The sequence below is a fragment of the Rhodococcus sp. 1R11 genome (assembly GCF_004563845.1).
In the GTDB taxonomy this organism is placed as follows: domain Bacteria; phylum Actinomycetota; class Actinomycetes; order Mycobacteriales; family Mycobacteriaceae; genus Rhodococcoides.
Window position 1 is genome coordinate 636,815 of the sequence record NZ_SPNG01000001.1, and the last position, 14,749, is coordinate 651,563.

Annotated in this window: 16 protein-coding genes; 7 read left to right on the forward strand and 9 right to left on the reverse strand. The window is 64.3% G+C overall.

All coding sequences use genetic code 11. The features are described from left to right. Positions 1 to 12: 12 nt before the first annotated feature. From E4P29_RS03185 to E4P29_RS03200, 4 genes are all read right to left on the reverse strand, one after another. Positions 13 to 1,017, reverse strand: coding sequence for an aldo/keto reductase family protein (locus E4P29_RS03185; RefSeq protein WP_135041784.1), 1,005 nt, complete (start codon positions 1,015 to 1,017; stop codon positions 13 to 15). Positions 1,018 to 1,051: 34 nt separating this feature from the next. Then, on the reverse strand, positions 1,052 to 2,212 hold the full coding sequence (locus E4P29_RS03190; protein WP_135041786.1) for a hypothetical protein: 1,161 nt from the start codon (positions 2,210 to 2,212) through the stop codon (positions 1,052 to 1,054). Positions 2,213 to 2,314: 102 nt separating this feature from the next. Next, a complete protein-coding gene (locus E4P29_RS03195; RefSeq protein WP_135041788.1) occupies positions 2,315 to 2,779 on the reverse strand; it encodes a MarR family transcriptional regulator in 465 nt (154 codons plus the stop codon). Further along, a complete protein-coding gene (locus tag E4P29_RS03200) occupies positions 2,776 to 3,375 on the reverse strand; it encodes a DJ-1/PfpI family protein (RefSeq protein WP_135041790.1) in 600 nt (199 codons plus the stop codon). The genes E4P29_RS03195 and E4P29_RS03200 overlap by 4 nt, the downstream gene beginning before the upstream one ends. A gap of 149 nt (positions 3,376 to 3,524) precedes the next feature. Here E4P29_RS03200 and E4P29_RS03205 point away from each other — a divergent pair, with 149 nt between their 5' ends. Together E4P29_RS03205 and E4P29_RS03210 are read left to right on the forward strand one after the other, a co-directional pair. Next, positions 3,525 to 3,881, forward strand: coding sequence for a metalloregulator ArsR/SmtB family transcription factor (locus tag E4P29_RS03205; protein WP_135041792.1), 357 nt, complete (start codon positions 3,525 to 3,527; stop codon positions 3,879 to 3,881). Next, positions 3,878 to 4,906 (forward strand): TIGR03086 family metal-binding protein, encoded by a 1,029-nt coding sequence (locus tag E4P29_RS03210; RefSeq protein WP_135041794.1) that lies wholly within the window; start codon positions 3,878 to 3,880, stop codon positions 4,904 to 4,906. The genes E4P29_RS03205 and E4P29_RS03210 overlap by 4 nt, the downstream gene beginning before the upstream one ends. A 44-nt stretch (positions 4,907 to 4,950) precedes the next feature. On the opposite strand, the gene E4P29_RS03215 is transcribed toward E4P29_RS03210, so the two are convergent. The 3 genes from E4P29_RS03215 to E4P29_RS03225 all read right to left on the reverse strand — a co-directional run bounded on the left by E4P29_RS03215 (position 4,951) and on the right by E4P29_RS03225 (position 7,913). Then, positions 4,951 to 6,156, reverse strand: a complete 1,206-nt coding sequence (locus tag E4P29_RS03215) for an acyl-CoA dehydrogenase family protein (protein ID WP_135041796.1) — start codon at positions 6,154 to 6,156, stop codon at positions 4,951 to 4,953. A gap of 2 nt (positions 6,157 to 6,158) precedes the next feature. Continuing rightward, positions 6,159 to 6,986 carry an SDR family oxidoreductase gene (locus E4P29_RS03220; RefSeq protein WP_135041798.1) on the reverse strand — a complete coding sequence of 276 codons (828 nt, stop codon included), beginning with the start codon at positions 6,984 to 6,986 and terminating at the stop codon, positions 6,159 to 6,161. A gap of 72 nt (positions 6,987 to 7,058) precedes the next feature. Further along, on the reverse strand, positions 7,059 to 7,913 hold the full coding sequence (locus E4P29_RS03225; protein ID WP_135041800.1) for a sulfurtransferase: 855 nt from the start codon (positions 7,911 to 7,913) through the stop codon (positions 7,059 to 7,061). Between the two features lie 64 nt (positions 7,914 to 7,977). On the opposite strand from E4P29_RS03225, the gene E4P29_RS03230 reads away from it, so the two are divergent. Beyond that, a complete protein-coding gene (locus E4P29_RS03230) occupies positions 7,978 to 9,123 on the forward strand; it encodes an NADH:flavin oxidoreductase (RefSeq protein WP_209205276.1) in 1,146 nt (381 codons plus the stop codon). A gap of 55 nt (positions 9,124 to 9,178) precedes the next feature. Here the strand turns inward: E4P29_RS03230 and E4P29_RS03235 are convergent, their stop codons facing one another. After that, a complete protein-coding gene (locus E4P29_RS03235; protein WP_167735359.1) occupies positions 9,179 to 11,197 on the reverse strand; it encodes an HNH endonuclease signature motif containing protein in 2,019 nt (672 codons plus the stop codon). A gap of 212 nt (positions 11,198 to 11,409) precedes the next feature. Between E4P29_RS03235 and E4P29_RS03240 the strand changes: the two genes are divergently transcribed. Next, positions 11,410 to 12,375 (forward strand): bile acid:sodium symporter, encoded by a 966-nt coding sequence (locus E4P29_RS03240; protein ID WP_245154122.1) that lies wholly within the window; start codon positions 11,410 to 11,412, stop codon positions 12,373 to 12,375. 9 nt (positions 12,376 to 12,384) lie between these two features. Next, entirely contained in the window at positions 12,385 to 12,639 is a 255-nt protein-coding gene (locus E4P29_RS03245; protein ID WP_032364511.1) for a hypothetical protein, read from the forward strand. Here E4P29_RS03245 and E4P29_RS03250 read toward each other — a convergent pair. Next, positions 12,636 to 13,418: an IclR family transcriptional regulator gene (locus E4P29_RS03250; protein WP_209205277.1), complete on the reverse strand. Its 783-nt coding sequence runs from the start codon at positions 13,416 to 13,418 to the stop codon at positions 12,636 to 12,638. The two genes, E4P29_RS03245 and E4P29_RS03250, sit on opposite strands and share 4 nt — an antisense overlap. Positions 13,419 to 13,559: 141 nt before the next feature. Between E4P29_RS03250 and E4P29_RS03255 the strand changes: the two genes are divergently transcribed. Next, positions 13,560 to 14,321, forward strand: coding sequence for a CoA transferase subunit A (locus E4P29_RS03255; RefSeq protein ID WP_135041804.1), 762 nt, complete (start codon positions 13,560 to 13,562; stop codon positions 14,319 to 14,321). After that, a partial coding sequence (locus E4P29_RS03260; RefSeq protein WP_135041806.1) for a CoA-transferase occupies positions 14,318 to 14,749 on the forward strand: 432 nt, incomplete at its 3' end. The genes E4P29_RS03255 and E4P29_RS03260, both read left to right, overlap by 4 nt.

Sequence of the window (14,749 nt, forward strand, 5' to 3'; positions counted from 1 at the left end):
GTCGACGAATTTCTAGACCAAACGGGCTTCCGGAGAACCGGTCTTGCCCGCATCACGCTCGACCGAATCGCCGAGGGCCTCGTCGATCTTGGCCAGCACATCCGCATCCAGGGTGACCTCGGATGCCTTGATGTTCTCGGCGATCTGCTCAGGACGCGATGCCCCGACCAGCGCGGCGGAAACGTTGTCGTTGGCCAGAACCCAAGCAACAGCCAACTGCGCCATGGTGATTCCGAGATCGTCGGCGATCGGCTTCAGTGCCTGCACCCGGGTGAGCGTCTGATCGTCGAGGTAGCGGGCGATCATCTTGTCGCCGCCCTTGTCGTCCTTGGCGCGCGAACCGTCGGGCAGCGGTTGTCCGGGCAGGTACTTGCCGGTGAGCACGCCCTGCGCGATGGGTGACCACACGATCTGGGAGATGCCGAGTTCCTTGGACGTGGGGATCACCTGATCCTCGATGACGCGCCACAGGGCCGAGTACTGCGGCTGGTTCGAGATGATCGAGAACCCGTTCTGCCGTGCGAGTTCCTGGCCGGCGCGCAGCTGATCGGCCGTCCACTCCGAGACACCGATGTAGAGGGCCTTGCCCTGACGGACGACGTCGCCGAACGCCGCGATGGTCTCTTCGAGCGGAGTCTCGACGTCGTAGCGGTGGGCCTGGTAGAGATCGACGTAATCGGTACCGAGCCGACGCAGCGACGCGTCGATGCCTTCGAGGATGTGTTTGCGAGACAGACCGGTGTCGTTGGGCCCCTTGGGTCCGACGGGGAAGTAGACCTTGGTGAATATCTCGAGCGATTCGCGACGCTCGCCCTTCAACGCGTCACCGAGGACCGTTTCCGCGGCCCCGTTAGCGTAGGCATCAGCGGTATCGAACGTGGTGATGCCGGCGTCGAGAGCCGCACGCACGCACTGGGCCGCGATGTCGTTCTCCACCTGCGAACCATGAGTCAACCAATTGCCGTAGGTGATCTCCGAAATCTTCAGACCACTGTTTCCGAGGTATCTGTAAGCCATACAGAAAACGGTACTCCGGTGCCCGACAGTGGTTTCATCCGTCGCCGGGAGCCGAATGCGTCACCGGCCGTCGACCGAGAAGCCTGGTTCCGACGGCGGCGAGGACCACCGTCACCACTGCCGCGCCCGTCGGGAGCCACAGTTCCATGCTGGGCCACGTCGAGTTGTGCAGGGCGGATGTGAGCGGCGTGTACGCCGTCCAACCGTAGGTGACGACCATCGGCACCGTGATCGCCACCGGTACCGCGAGGCCGATGGTCAAGGGCGTGGGGGTCGAGGGAGTGCACGCCACGTACAGGTAGGCCGTCGCGGCCGGGAAGATCACCAGACTTGCCGCGTAGTGCACGTTGTCCAGGGGCGAGTGCTCGAACAGGGCGGTCGTACACACCACCGCCAGGGTCGCGAAGCCGACGAAGGGTCGACCCCATCGCAGCCCGAGTGCCGCGCCGGCGACCACTGCGGCCGCCGTGATCGCCACGAGCCCGCGCACCCAGATACCGTCCGACACATGGATTCCCACCCCAGGGGTGGTGGTCGAGGTGAGCAACACGGCTGTCCCGGCGAGAACAAGAATGCCTCCGCGACCCGGTACCAGAGCGGCGGCAGTGAACAGCACCGGTACGACGAAGAGGCCGAAATGCCAACTTCCGCCGAAGCCGTCTTCAGCTCGAAACAGCATCTGCACGAACAGCATATTGAGCAGCAAGCCACCGACGGGAATCAGCAGTATCGCCCCGACCGTACGGATGCTCCGTTCCGGTGGCGGGTGGTCGTCGCTGCGGTCGACACGAGCTGCCCAGGCCACTGCAATTCCGACCAGTACGCACAGCACCGGAACGACCACCGGCGGGCCGATATCGGATTCGGTGAGGTAGTCGGCGTAGCGGCGCGGGATACTCGGATGCTGCAAGGCCTCGACCGCGCCTGCACTGAGTAGTCCGACGAGGAACGACCCGATCAACATTGCTTGCCGAGCTCGTACACCGTTCGCCCGTACTGCCGCGGATCCCAACAGGATTCCCCCTGCCATCACTTCTGTGAGATCAGAGGGCATCAGCAGTGCCGTCACCCCGGCAACTACGGCCGCCGCGATGGACAGGCCGGCCAGAATGCTGCGCCGACGGACGAGCATAGCCAGACCCGAAGCCAGAATCACTGCTACGGCGACTCCCCCTCCGCCGCTGGAGAACACCACCCCCCGACGCTGGTGTCACCGAAGATATCGACCCCGTCGGATTGCGAGAGCAAACCGGCCAGGAGTCCGGAAAGAACGATCGCGAGCGCTGACATCCCCGAATTATGCACGGCCACCACGGTAGGCGCGGGATGCCGCAAGTATTTTATCCAAAGTCTGTGCAAATGAACGCAATTCGTCTCCACCCACCATGGCGCCCACGGCATCCGACCACGCGTGTTGAGCATCTCGGAGTGCGGCTACGGTCTCGCGTCCCTTCGGGGTGGGCTCGAGGAGCTTCGCGCGCTTGTGGTTCGGATTCTCCATGTAGACCGCCCAGCCTTTGTCCACCAACAGGTTTGCGGTCCGCTGCACACTCTGCCGCGCCAAACCCAGACCGACGCGTCGCGCAATATCGGCCACGGAGAGCGGCTCGTCGAGAGTGGCCCCGAGCACCTGCCACCAGGCCGGCGTCAATCCCGTCGGCTCGGTGATGTCCTGTGCTGCCGCAAAGAATTCGCCGTTGAGCTCGAAGACGGGCAGGACCACCTCGGTGAGCGCATCCCCCTCCGGCGTTCGTCGGCTCATGCGCCCGTCAGCTGGTCGTAGAATTTGCGCTCCCCGGTCGTGTAGAGCCCGTACCAGGCATCGATGATGGGCTGCGGGAATACGTCCAGGCGCTCGAACACCAGCCTGGCAAACTCGATCGGTGCGGTCGCCCCCGCCGTGATGACTGTGCCGTCGGACACTGCCTTCTCCTCGCGGTAATGCTCCGCTCCGCGGTATTTCGCAGCCTGAGTGAGGAATTCGGCGGCATTCGAGGTATGTGGCCGGTCGTCGAGCAGGCCGATCCGAGCCAGCCCGTAGGTTGCCCCGCAGATTGCTGCGACCGGGGTGCCCGCTGCAACGAGTTCGGCGGCCAAATCCAACACCTCCCCGTTGGCGGATTCCCACGTGCCGGCACCGGGCAGGATCAGCGCGTCGACGGGCGAGAGATCGGCCAACGCAACGTCGGGGGTAATTCTGAGGCCGCCCATCGTCGTGACCGCGTCCCCGGACTCCGACGCAACGAGCAACCGGTTCGCGTCAGGGTTCTGCTCGCGGGCCATCGCGAGCCCGGCTGTGAGGTAGCCGTACTCCCAATCGGCCATGGTGTCGGTGGCATACAGCGCAACGGTGATCATGGAACGGTCCTCACGTCGATTGACAGGTTGCTGTCAATGTTGCGCTCATGACAGCAGACTGTCAAAACTTCGGTGAGATTAATCAACCAATTGGTTGACTACACAGCTCGAGGGGCATATCTTTACTGCATTCGAGTAGGTGGGTGACCATGGAAGACCGAATCGAGCAGCTCAATCGAACCTTCGCGGCGTTGGCTGACCCCACTCGGCGTGACATGGTTGCTCGGCTTGCGGGTGCCGACGCCAACGTCAGCGAACTGGCCGAGCCGTACGACATGAGCCTGCAGGCAGTCTCCAAGCACGTGAAGGTACTCGAGGACGCCGGGCTGGTGACGCGCAGCAAAGACGCCCAGCGCAGACCGGTGCACTTGGATGCGGAGGTGTTCGGCCTGATGGCGAAGTGGATCGAGCGTTATCGCCAGGAGGCCGAGCAGCGCTACCGCCGGCTGGACGACCTGCTGGATCACGTTGTAACACAAGACGACTCTCAGAAGGACGTGTCATGACCGAGCACGAAACCGAGATAGTAGCGGACGACAAAGTACCCACAATCGAGATCATCCGGCAGTTCGACGCGTCGCCCGAGCAGGTGTTCCGCGCACATGTCGACCCCGATCTGTATCGGCAGTGGGTGGGCCCACGGTCGGTGACGACGCGAATCATCACATGGGATGCGCGAACCGGCGGCGCATGGTCGTTCGCGAACGACCGCGACGGCGAAGAGATCGCGTCGTTCTTCGGTAGCTTCCACGAAGTCCGCGCCAACGAGCGGATCGTGTGGACCTTCACCTACGAAGGCGATCCGGATTCGGTCGCCCTCGAGACCATGGCTTTCGAGGCCCGCGACAACGGCGGTACGCGCTTGAGGGTACTGAGTGTCCTGTCCGACTTCGCAACCCGTGATGGAATGCTTTCCAGCGGAATGGATGCCGGAATCAGGGAGGGCTACGAGAAACTCGATGCACTGTTGACGGGACCGGCTGCGCAGCATGCACGAGACGCCGCCGCGTTCACGGCGTTGGTCGAATCCGTTTCCGGGGACGCGTGGTCTCGGCCCAGTCCGGTACCGGAGTGGAACGCGCTGGGCGTCGTCGAACATCTCGTCGGTTGGTCACGTGGTTTCCTCGGCGGTGTCGAGGGTGTCGAGCTCATCGAAGTCGACGTCGCGCGCGACCCCGCCGCCGCGTGGGCTCAACACGTCGCAGACATCCAAGCCATCCTCGACGCCCCCGCCGGCCGCATCCTGAGCAATCCGCACACCGGCGACATGCCGGTCGAAGACGCGATCGACCGGTTCTACACCGCCGATGTGTGGATGCACACCTGGGATCTGGCCAAAGCCCTGGGACGCGAACCCGATCTCGGCGAAGAGCGTTGCGCCGCAGCGCTGATCGCCATGAAGCCGATGGATCGTGTGCTCCGCGACAGCGGGCAGTTCGGCCCCGCCATCGACGTCGACGACAATGCGTCCGCCCAGGACAGGTTGATGGCCTTCATCGGACGCGACCCGTCCTGGTCACCCGCGAACTAGCTACCCATGGCTTCCAGACCTTGTTCGTCCGGAGCGAGCTACGTTCACATGTACTTGCGCAGCTCCATCTTCGCGATCGACATCTTGTGCACCTCGTCGGGACCGTCGGCGAGCCGCAGCGTCCGCACGTGTGCGTACATCATGGCGAGCGGGAAGTCGTTGCTGACTCCGCCGCCACCGTGCACCTGAATGGCGCGGTCGATGATCTTCAGCGCCATCTCGGGCGCAGCGACCTTGATCGCTGCGATCTCTGTACGCGCTTCTTTGTTTCCGACGGTGTCCATCAGATATGCGGCCTTGAACGTGAGCAGCCGCGTCTTCTCGATCTCGATGCGCGCCTCGGCGATCCAGTCCTGGATGTTCGCACGCATGGCGACCGGCTTGCCGAAGGTAACCCGTGAAACCGCACGGCGACAAAGCAATTCGAGTGCTCGTTCCGCAACACCGATGGTCCGCATGGCGTGATGGATACGGCCGGGCCCCAGTCGAGCCTGACTGATGGCGAATCCCTCACCCGGCCCCTTCAGCACGTCCTTCGCCGGCACCCGCACGTCCTCGAACAGCACCTCGGCGTGGCCCTCTCGGTCGACGTAACCGAAGACGGGCAGGTTGCGTAGCACGGTGACTCCGGGCGCGTCGATGGGCACGACGAGCATCGACTGCTGCCGGTGCGTTGCTGCCTCGGGATCGGTCTTGCCCATGACGATCAGAACCTTGCAGTTCTTGTGCATCGCGTTCGACGTCCACCATTTGCGCCCGTTCAGGATGAAGTCGTCGCCGTCGCGTTCCATCTTCATCGCGATGTTGGTGGCATCGGAACTGGCGACGTCGGGCTCGGTCATCGCGAAGGCCGAGCGAATCTTGCCGTCCAGCAACGGCTTCAAGTACTTCTCTTTGTGCTCGTCGGTGCCGAAGAGCGTGAACACCTCCATGTTGCCGGTATCGGGTGCGTTGCAGTTGCACGCCTCCGGGGCAAGCAGGCTGCGGCCCATGATCTCGGCGAGCGGGGCATATTCGAGGTTGGTCAGACCGGGGCCCCACTCGGGGTGCGGGTGAAACAGGTTCCACAGTCCACGCGAGCGCGCTTCCTTCTTCAGGTCCTCGAGAATCGGGGGATGGAAGTGCGGGTCACCGGCTTCGAGCATCTGCTGCTCGTACACCGCCTCCGCCGGATAGACGTGAGAGTCCATGAACTCCAACAGATCCAACTCGTACTTCTTGGCCCGGTCGCTGGTCTCGAAAAATGCCACGTTCAGTTCCCCTGTTGGTTGTCGAGCAAGCTGTCCTGGTAGCGGCGCATGCCGCGCAACCACCGGTCGTAATCGGCACCCTTGTTCCGGTACATGTCCAGCACGTTCTCGTGGGGCAGGATCAGGAATTGCTCCCGGTCCATCGCGTCGAGCACCACGTCGGCGACGTCGAGCGGCTCGAGCACCGCGCCCGCGCTCAGTACGGCGGCAGTTGCAGCCGCTCCCAACGCATCTCCCGATTCACGGCCTTCGTAGAGCAATTTGGTGTTGACGCCCATCGGGCACAGGCAGCTGACGCGAATGCCCCGATTGCCGTAGGTGACGTTGAGCCATTCGGCAAATCCCACCGCGGCATGTTTGGTCGTCGCGTATGTCGCGGAACCGATCTGGGTGAGCAAGCCGGCTGCGGAGGCCGTACTGACGAAGTAGCCCTCACCACGTTCGAGCCAACCCGGCACCAACAGCTGCGCAGCGCGGATGTGTGCGCGCACGTTGACGTCGAAGGACAGGTCCCAGTCCTGTTCGCTGGCGTCGAGACCGGGGGCACCACTGATGCCGGCGTTTGCGAAATAGAGATCGACCGGACCGAACGACTCTTCGGCGACCGCGATCAGCCGCTCGATATCCCCGATGTCCGACGCGTCGGCCGCGGCAGCGACGGCTGTGCCCGGCCGATCCCGCTCGATGGCGTCGACCACGGATCGGGCGGTGGACTCGTCCACATCGGAGACGACGACGCGGGCACCGTTTTCGGTGAATCTGGCGGCGATGGCTCCGCCGATTCCGCCACCACCTCCGGTGACGATGGCGACCTTGCCTGCAACCTTCATTCCCCAGGTATAGTTGAAGTCAGATTCAAGTTCAACCCTGGTTGGGTGAACGACCAGCTCAGCGCCGGTGTGTCAAGCCCTCGGCCGCGTCGGATCGGTGATCCAACCCGACCACGAGCCGGGATACAACGCGGCGTCGATACCTACCAACTCCAGTGCGAGAATCTGATGCGCTGCGGTCACGCCCGAGCCGCAATAGACGGCGACGTCCTTTCCCTTCGGTACGAGTCCACCGAATGCGCCATCGAGTACCTCCGGGGACAGGAAGCGCCCGTCGGCATCGACGTTGTCGGTCGTCGGCCTGTTGACCGCCCCGGGAATGTGGCCGGCCACAGGATCGACTGGCTCGACCTCACCGCGGAATCGCTCGGGTGCGCGGGCATCGAGCAGGACGTTCTCGCGCGCGAAGTCGAGCACGTCCTCGACCTCGAGGACCCGGGCCAGCGGCGGCCGCGCCGTGAACGATCCGGCCGCCACGATCGAGGGCTCGGTACCGACGGAATAGCCCTCGTCGACCCATCGCGCAAACCCGCCGTCGAGGACGCGCACATCCCGGTGACCGAAGTAGCGGAGCAACCACCAGGTCCGCGCAGCTGCAGTTGCCGGCCCCGCGTCGTAGACCACCACCGCGGAATCGTCGCTGACTCCGGCTCCCCGCATCGCCGCGACGAACGTGTCGGTGTCGGGCAACGGATGGCGGCCACGATCGTCTGGGTCGTTCCTGCTGGCTCCACTCCCGTCACCCGGCGGTGCCGCCAGTTCCGTACCGAGGTCGACGAACTGCGCGGTCGGGATGTGCCCCGCCTCGTAACCTGCTCTGTCGCTACCGTTCTGGAGGGTCCACCGGATGTCCAGGACCACTGGGCCGCGACCCATCTCGAACAGACCGTGCAATTCGGAAGCTGATATCAGCGGCGACTGGCTCATAGTGTTTCGACGCTACAGTCCGGGAGGGGGAATAGCTCGGAGTCCGGCCAGGTTGTGCGCAGGCGTGACCGAAACTGCAACGACAACACCGCACCTGTCCACCGCTGGACTCTTCGAGCCGTTCGAGGTCAAGTCGCTGAAGCTGCGTAACCGCTTCGCGATGGCCCCGATGACGAGGGCGTTCTCGCCCGACGGCATCCCCGGCCCGGACGTGGCGGAGTACTACCGCAAACGTGCAGCAGGCGGCACCGGCCTCATCATCACCGAGGGCACGTACATCCCCGACCCCGCCGCAGGACCGCATACCCGCGTACCGAGGATCTACGGCGACGCCAGCCTCGAAGGATGGAAGGGCGTCGTCGACGCGGTCCACGCCGAGGGCAGCGCGATCATTCCGCAGCTGTGGCACCTGGGGGTCGAGCGGGGCACCGAGCCACGCCTGTTCCCCGACGTCACCACCGTCAGCCCGTCCGGCATCGCTCTCGACGGCTCCTCCGTTGGTCGCGCCTTCACCGACGCCGATCTCGACGAACTGACGTCGCACTGGGTTCAGGCTGCCGTCAACGCGAAGAACACCGGCTTCGACGGTCTGGAACTGCACGGCGCTCACGGTTATCTCCTCGACGAATTCCTCTGGGCAACAACCAATGTGCGTGACGACGAATTCGGCGGATCTCTCGAGGCCCGGACCCGCTTCCCCGCACAGGTTGTCGCTGCGATCCGCGCCGCGGTGGGTGAGGACTTCGCCATCGTGTACCGCTTCTCGCAGTGGAAGAGCAACCACTTCGACGCTCGACTCGCAGAGAACCCGGCCGAACTCGATCGCGTCCTCACTCCGCTGGTCGAGGCAGGCGTGGACGTACTGCATGCTTCGACTCGTCGGCATTGGGATCCGGCATTCCCGGAACTGGACGGAGTGGACGGCAAGCTCGGTCTGGCCGGTTGGACGCGCAAGCTCACCGGTGTTCCGACCATTACAGTCGGCTCTGTGGGCCTCGATTCTGTGTTCACCTCGGCATGGTCGGAGGACGCGGCCTCCGGTGTGACGGGATTGGACGCGCTGGCCGGTCAGTTCCACGACGGCGAGTTCGATCTGGTGGCCGTCGGACGCGCGCTGCTCTCCGATCCCGAATGGGTGAACAAGGTCGGCGACGGCCGCATCGACGAGCGCATCGAATTCACTCGCGACCACATCAAGAACCTGGTCTAGCGGTACAGCTCCACCACGTCATCTCGAACCGGCACCATCGTTTTTGGGCACGCGCCTAGAACGGTGGCGCCGTGTCGTTTTCCTCGCCGCTCGGCTCTGGCTGCGGTGTCGGATTGTCGGGTGGTGGGTCGGGGTAGGCGATGATGTCGGATCGTCTCGGTTTGGTGGGGATGCAGGGCCGCAGGTCGTTGCCGAGAATCGGTACAGCTGTTCCATTGGCAGGCAGGGTGATTCGGGTGGTCTTCGAGGTGGAGGTCCATAGGATGGCACCGCCGGGGAGTATGACGGCGGTCCAGTAGCCGGCGGTCTTGACACTGTGGTGGTATTCGCAGAGGCATTGGAGGTTGTTGACGGTGCTCCAGCCGCCGCCGAGGGGATTGGCGTGATCGAACGGGATCACGTGGTCGAGTTGGCAGCGGTCCGCGGGGCGGTGGCAGCCGGGGAAGCGGCAATGGCGGTCGCGGAGTCGGACGGCGGCGGTGGTGAGGGCGTCGGGTCGATAGATCAGGGCGCGGTCGGTGAGTGGGTCGCGTCGAACGGCTGTTCCGAGGGTGGGGTCGGCGGCGATCGCGGCTTCCAGTGCCGCGGCGAGGGATGCATTGCCGAGGTAGATGCCGGAGGGGGTCCGGTCAGCGGGTGTATTGCCTGCTGTGGGGATCGTCCGGTTGGTGCGCTGGATCGCGGACGGCAGGTCGAGGGCAGAGCTGTGCCGTGTGCCCCGGCCGACGGGGGCGTGGGTACAGAACAAGGCTGCAGCGGAGGCCAAGGCATTTCGACGTCGTTGCCGGTGCTCGGTCTCGTCGTAGTCGGTCGGCTCAGGCGGAGTCGGAGCTGGCTTCGAATGCGATTCTGCGGCAATCGAACCCGAATCCTGGCCCGGCCCTGTGCCGGGATGCGACCCTGGGGCCGGTAGCGACGGTGGCGGTATCGACGGTCGTGGCGCTGCTGTGTTCGTTGCGGTGCCAGTGCCAGTGCCAGTGCCAGTGCCAGTATACGTCCGCGTTACTCGCGTATCCGGTTTCGCTGCATTCGGTTCCGCGTTGGTTTGTGTCGCGTCGGGCTCTGTCGTGTCAGGCTCTGCCGCATCGGGCTCTGCCGGCTCGGGCTCTGTCGCACTCGGCTCGGCTGTTGTTTCTGCCGAGCGTCGTTCCCATTCACCGGTGTCCGGGTTCTGCACTGCCAGTCCGAGTTTCTCTGCAAGGGTCACTGCTTCGGTGAGCAGGATCTGCCACTGACTGTTGCGCGCCAACTCCCGCGCAAGGTCTGGATCGATCGATCCATGACCGGCCAGATACGCCGGATTCGCGAGCAGTCCGATGAGGGTTGCGATGTCGACGGTGACCATCGTCAACGGCACCCGACGGTCCGGCAGCTCTGCATCTTTCTGCGGGCAGTCCTCACGTTGGCACCGGCATACCAGCCGAGGTTCACCGTGCATACGGGCCATGAAGGCGTCACACAGCCGATCCTGTTTGCCGCGTGGGTCTTTCGGGCAGAGCGTATCGGCCATCTCCTCGAGCAGCTGCCATGCGGCGGCGGCTTCGGGGGCGGTCAATTCTGCTCGGATCCGCGCCAACTCCCCAGCCGGGGCGTAGGAAACATTGCGGAACTTCTTCGCGAACTCCCGCAACGCTGCTGCTTCCTCCGGCGCGACCCGCAGCAGAAGGTCCCAGATCTCCTTCTCCAGTGGACCCGGTGACGACCGTCCGGCCGCCTCGACGATGTCGCCCTCGACGGACTTCACGATGTCGTCGGAGAGGTTGTCGAGGATCCGGCACACCGTACGTACGCGGGGGAGGTCGATGTCGCCGGCCTCGAATGCCTTCTTCACCAGCGGCAGTCGAGTGTGCAGGGCGACCCCGACCGAGACATACGCCTCGGCGACCGTCGCAGAACACCCCAACGCCACCGCCATCTCGGTGCGCCCGTACCGGCTGTAGTGCTTGTGCTTGGAGTCGAGAGTGATCCAGCTCCGATGGACGTCGTAGCACGCGGAAATCTTGCGAGCCGCCAGCCGATTCTCTTCCCGCGCAGCAGCGGTCAACGCATCCAACGACACCGTCGGTATCGCCATCTCTTCACCCCCCAGTGAATCGAAACAAGAACGCATGTTCGAACTGAAAGAAGACTATCTCGACCCACCGACAAGAACACCGGATCCGTCGAACCCCAGGTCGTCGCACCGACGTCGGCCTGGTCGCGAGTGCCTGGCCACATCCCCCGAATACTGGACAACGCTTATCCTCGGTACGTGCCCACCCTCTGCACTTCACCGACGAGTACCACGTGACCGGTTCGGCAGTGGCGTGGCTGGAGAAGCGTCAGATCCCGCTGTACTTACTGGCGTTGGCCGCCGGAGTTGTTGTCGGGTTGGCGGCGCCGGCATCGGCTCCCGCGTTCGAGATCGCCATCAATCCCGTGCTGATCGTCTTGCTCTACGCGACGTTCCTCGCAGTTCCGTTCTCCGCCATCGGCGATTCGCTGCGCGACCGGAATTTCTTGCTGAGCGTCGTGGTGCTCAATTTCGTACTCGTCCCGATCGTCGTGTTCGCACTGACCCGGTTCGTTGCGAGTAACGAAGCGGTGCTCGTCGGGATACTTCTGGTGCTGTTGGCTCCGTGCATCGACTACGTCGTCGTTTTCAGCGGGTTGGCCGGGGCGGCATCGGAACGACTTCTCGCCGCTGCTCCGTTGCTGATGCTGCTGCAGATCGCGTTCTTGCCGCTGTATCTATGGTTGTTCGCCGGACCCGACCTGGTGAAGATCATCGACGTCGCACCGTTCGTCGAGGCGTTCGTCCTGCTGATCGCGCTGCCACTGACGTTGGCTGCGGCAACGCAGTGGTTGGGACGACGCACACGCCTCGGCACTCGCATCATGGTCGCCATGGCAGCGGCGATGGTGCCGATCATGATGGCGACCCTCGCAGTCGTCGTCGCATCTCAGGTCGACGCAGTTCGCAGCGAGGCATCTCAGCTGATCGCAGCAGTGCCGATCTTCGTGGCGTTTCTGGTCGTCATGGCCGTCGTGGGACTCGCGACGGCTAGGGTCACCCGCCAGGACGTACCCGCGACCCGGGCATTGATCTTCTCCGGGGCGACCCGGAACTCGCTGGTAGTGCTGCCTCTGGCGCTCGCGCTGCCGCCGGCTCTTACCCTCGCCGCAGTTGTCGTGGTGACGCAGACGTTGGTGGAGCTGATCGGCATGATCGCGTACGTCAGAATTGTTCCTCGCCTCGCACCGGCGACCTAGACTCCGAACATGACCGAACCCACGCCATCCGACCTGACCGCGCTACGTGCACGGGCTGCGGGCGGTGACCAGGACGCGATCGACGAATTGGTGGAGCAGGGCACCGTCGACGACCTGCGTTCACTTGCCGCAGCCGGCAACAGCGACGCCGTCGACATGCTCGTCGAACGCGCCGGAGAGCGCGAGGACCGCGACGAATTGCAGCGGCTGGCAGCCGGCGGAAGCCAGGATGCCGCAGACATTCTCGAAGAACTGGACGGCTAGAGCGGATCGGGACGGGTGCCCACCTGCAGGGTGAGCCGATGCGCGGCGTCGAGCAACATCTTTCCCAACTCCCGACGTCTGTCCTCTCGAAACCTCGTTTCCACACCGGTCAGACTCAACGCCCATGCCGGCCTGCGTCCGCGGTCGAACACCGCTGCGCCCAGCCCCCAGCTGCCTTCCACGAGCAAGGCCGGGTTGACGGCGTAGCCAGAGGATCGCGTCAGCTCGATGCGGTGGCGAATGGCCGACTCCGAATGATCGGCTCCCCACTCTGGCACCAGATCGACGCCGTCGAGGTAATCGTCGACCTCCCGGTCCGGAAGATGGGCGAGAACGGCCAAGCCCGCGGAGGCCACCCCCAGCGGTAACCGGATACCCTCGTACAGCACATGCGACCGAAGCGGGAAGCTGCCCTCCACCCGAAGCAGACACACCGTCTCACCACCTCGCCGCGCGGACAGGAACGCGCTCTCACCACTCCGTGTTGCCAAGTCCTGCACGATATCTCGGGCCTGATCGGTGACGTCGTAGCGCAACGCGGCCATGGAGCCGAGGAGATAGATTTCCGGTCCCAGTGCCCACCGTCCGGTTCCCGTATCGCGGTCGACGAATCCCTCGTCGGCCAATTCCGTCAACAGCCGATGCGCCGTCGGCCGCGCAACTCCAGCGGCCCTCGCCAACTCGGTGGTCGAGGTACCGACTGCCTCCGCCGCACTGGCGGCACGCAGCAGAGCACACACTTTGGCGATGACGCCGGCGTTGGCATCGAGCACAGTCACCGCACCACTGTACGTCCACTGAGTGAACGCCGAAGCACTTCGCGTTCGACAATCGAGCAGAATTTCGCAAAGCTGCCGCAATGCTCGCTGGTCGAGTTCACTGGAGCCATCGTTTGCTCAACGAACACATCAGGAGTTCACGTGACAGGAAAGACCTACGACTCCGCAGCCGACGCGGTGGCGGACATCGGTAGAGGAGCGACCATCGCGGTCGGCGGCTTCGGCCTGTGCGGCATCCCCGATGCCCTCATCGAGGCCATCGCCGACACCGACGCGGACGCATTGGAGGTGTTCTCCAACAACTGCGGCGTCGACGGCTACGGACTGGGAATTCTGTTGGCAGCCAGCCGTATTCGCCGCGTCACTGCGTCGTACGTCGGCGAGAACAAGGAGTTCGCCCGGCAGTACCTCGCCGGCGAACTCGAAGTGGAACTGACACCGCAGGGCACGCTCGCCGAGCGTCTCCGCGCCGGTGGCACCGGCATTCCCGCCTTCTTCACCCCCGCCGGGGTGGGCAGCCCCATCGCCGACGGCGGAATGCCGTGGCGCTACAACGCCGACGGTTCCGTCTCGATCGAGTCACCGCCCAAGGAAACGCGGGTGTTCGGCAACAAGCGCTACGTGCTCGAGGAGGCGATCAACGCCGATTTCGCTCTGGTGCACGCCGAGATCGGCGACACTGCAGGCAATCTCGTGTTCGACAAGACGGCGATGAACTTCAACCCGCTGGCAGCGATGGCGGGCAGGATCACCATCGCGCAGGTCGAGAAGCTCGTCGAGCCGGGCGAGATCGACCCGGCTCAGGTGCATCTTCCCGGAGTGTTCGTCCAACGAGTCGTACACACCGGTCCACAGGACAAGCGCATCGAAAAGCGCACCGTCACTTCAGGAGTTCGAGCATGACCGCAGGATGGACCCGTGACCGGATGGCCGAACGCGCTGCGGCCGAGATGGTCGACGGCGAATACGTCAACCTCGGCATCGGCTTGCCGACGCTGATCCCGGGCTACCTCACCGACAAGGTGAACGTCACTCTCCATTCGGAGAACGGCATCCTCGGCACCGGTCCTTACCCCACCGAGGACGAGGTCGACGCCAACCTCATCAATGCCGGGAAAGAGACCGTCACCGTCAATCCCGGTGCTTCGTACTTCGATTCGTCGCTGAGCTTCGGCATGATCCGAGGCGGACACATCGACACTGCCGTCCTCGGCGGCATGCAGGTCTCAAGTAACGGCGACCTCGCCAACTGGATGGTCCCGGGCAAGATGGTCAAGGGCATGGGCGGGGCGATGGACCTCGTACACGGGGCTCGGCGCGTCATCGTGGTC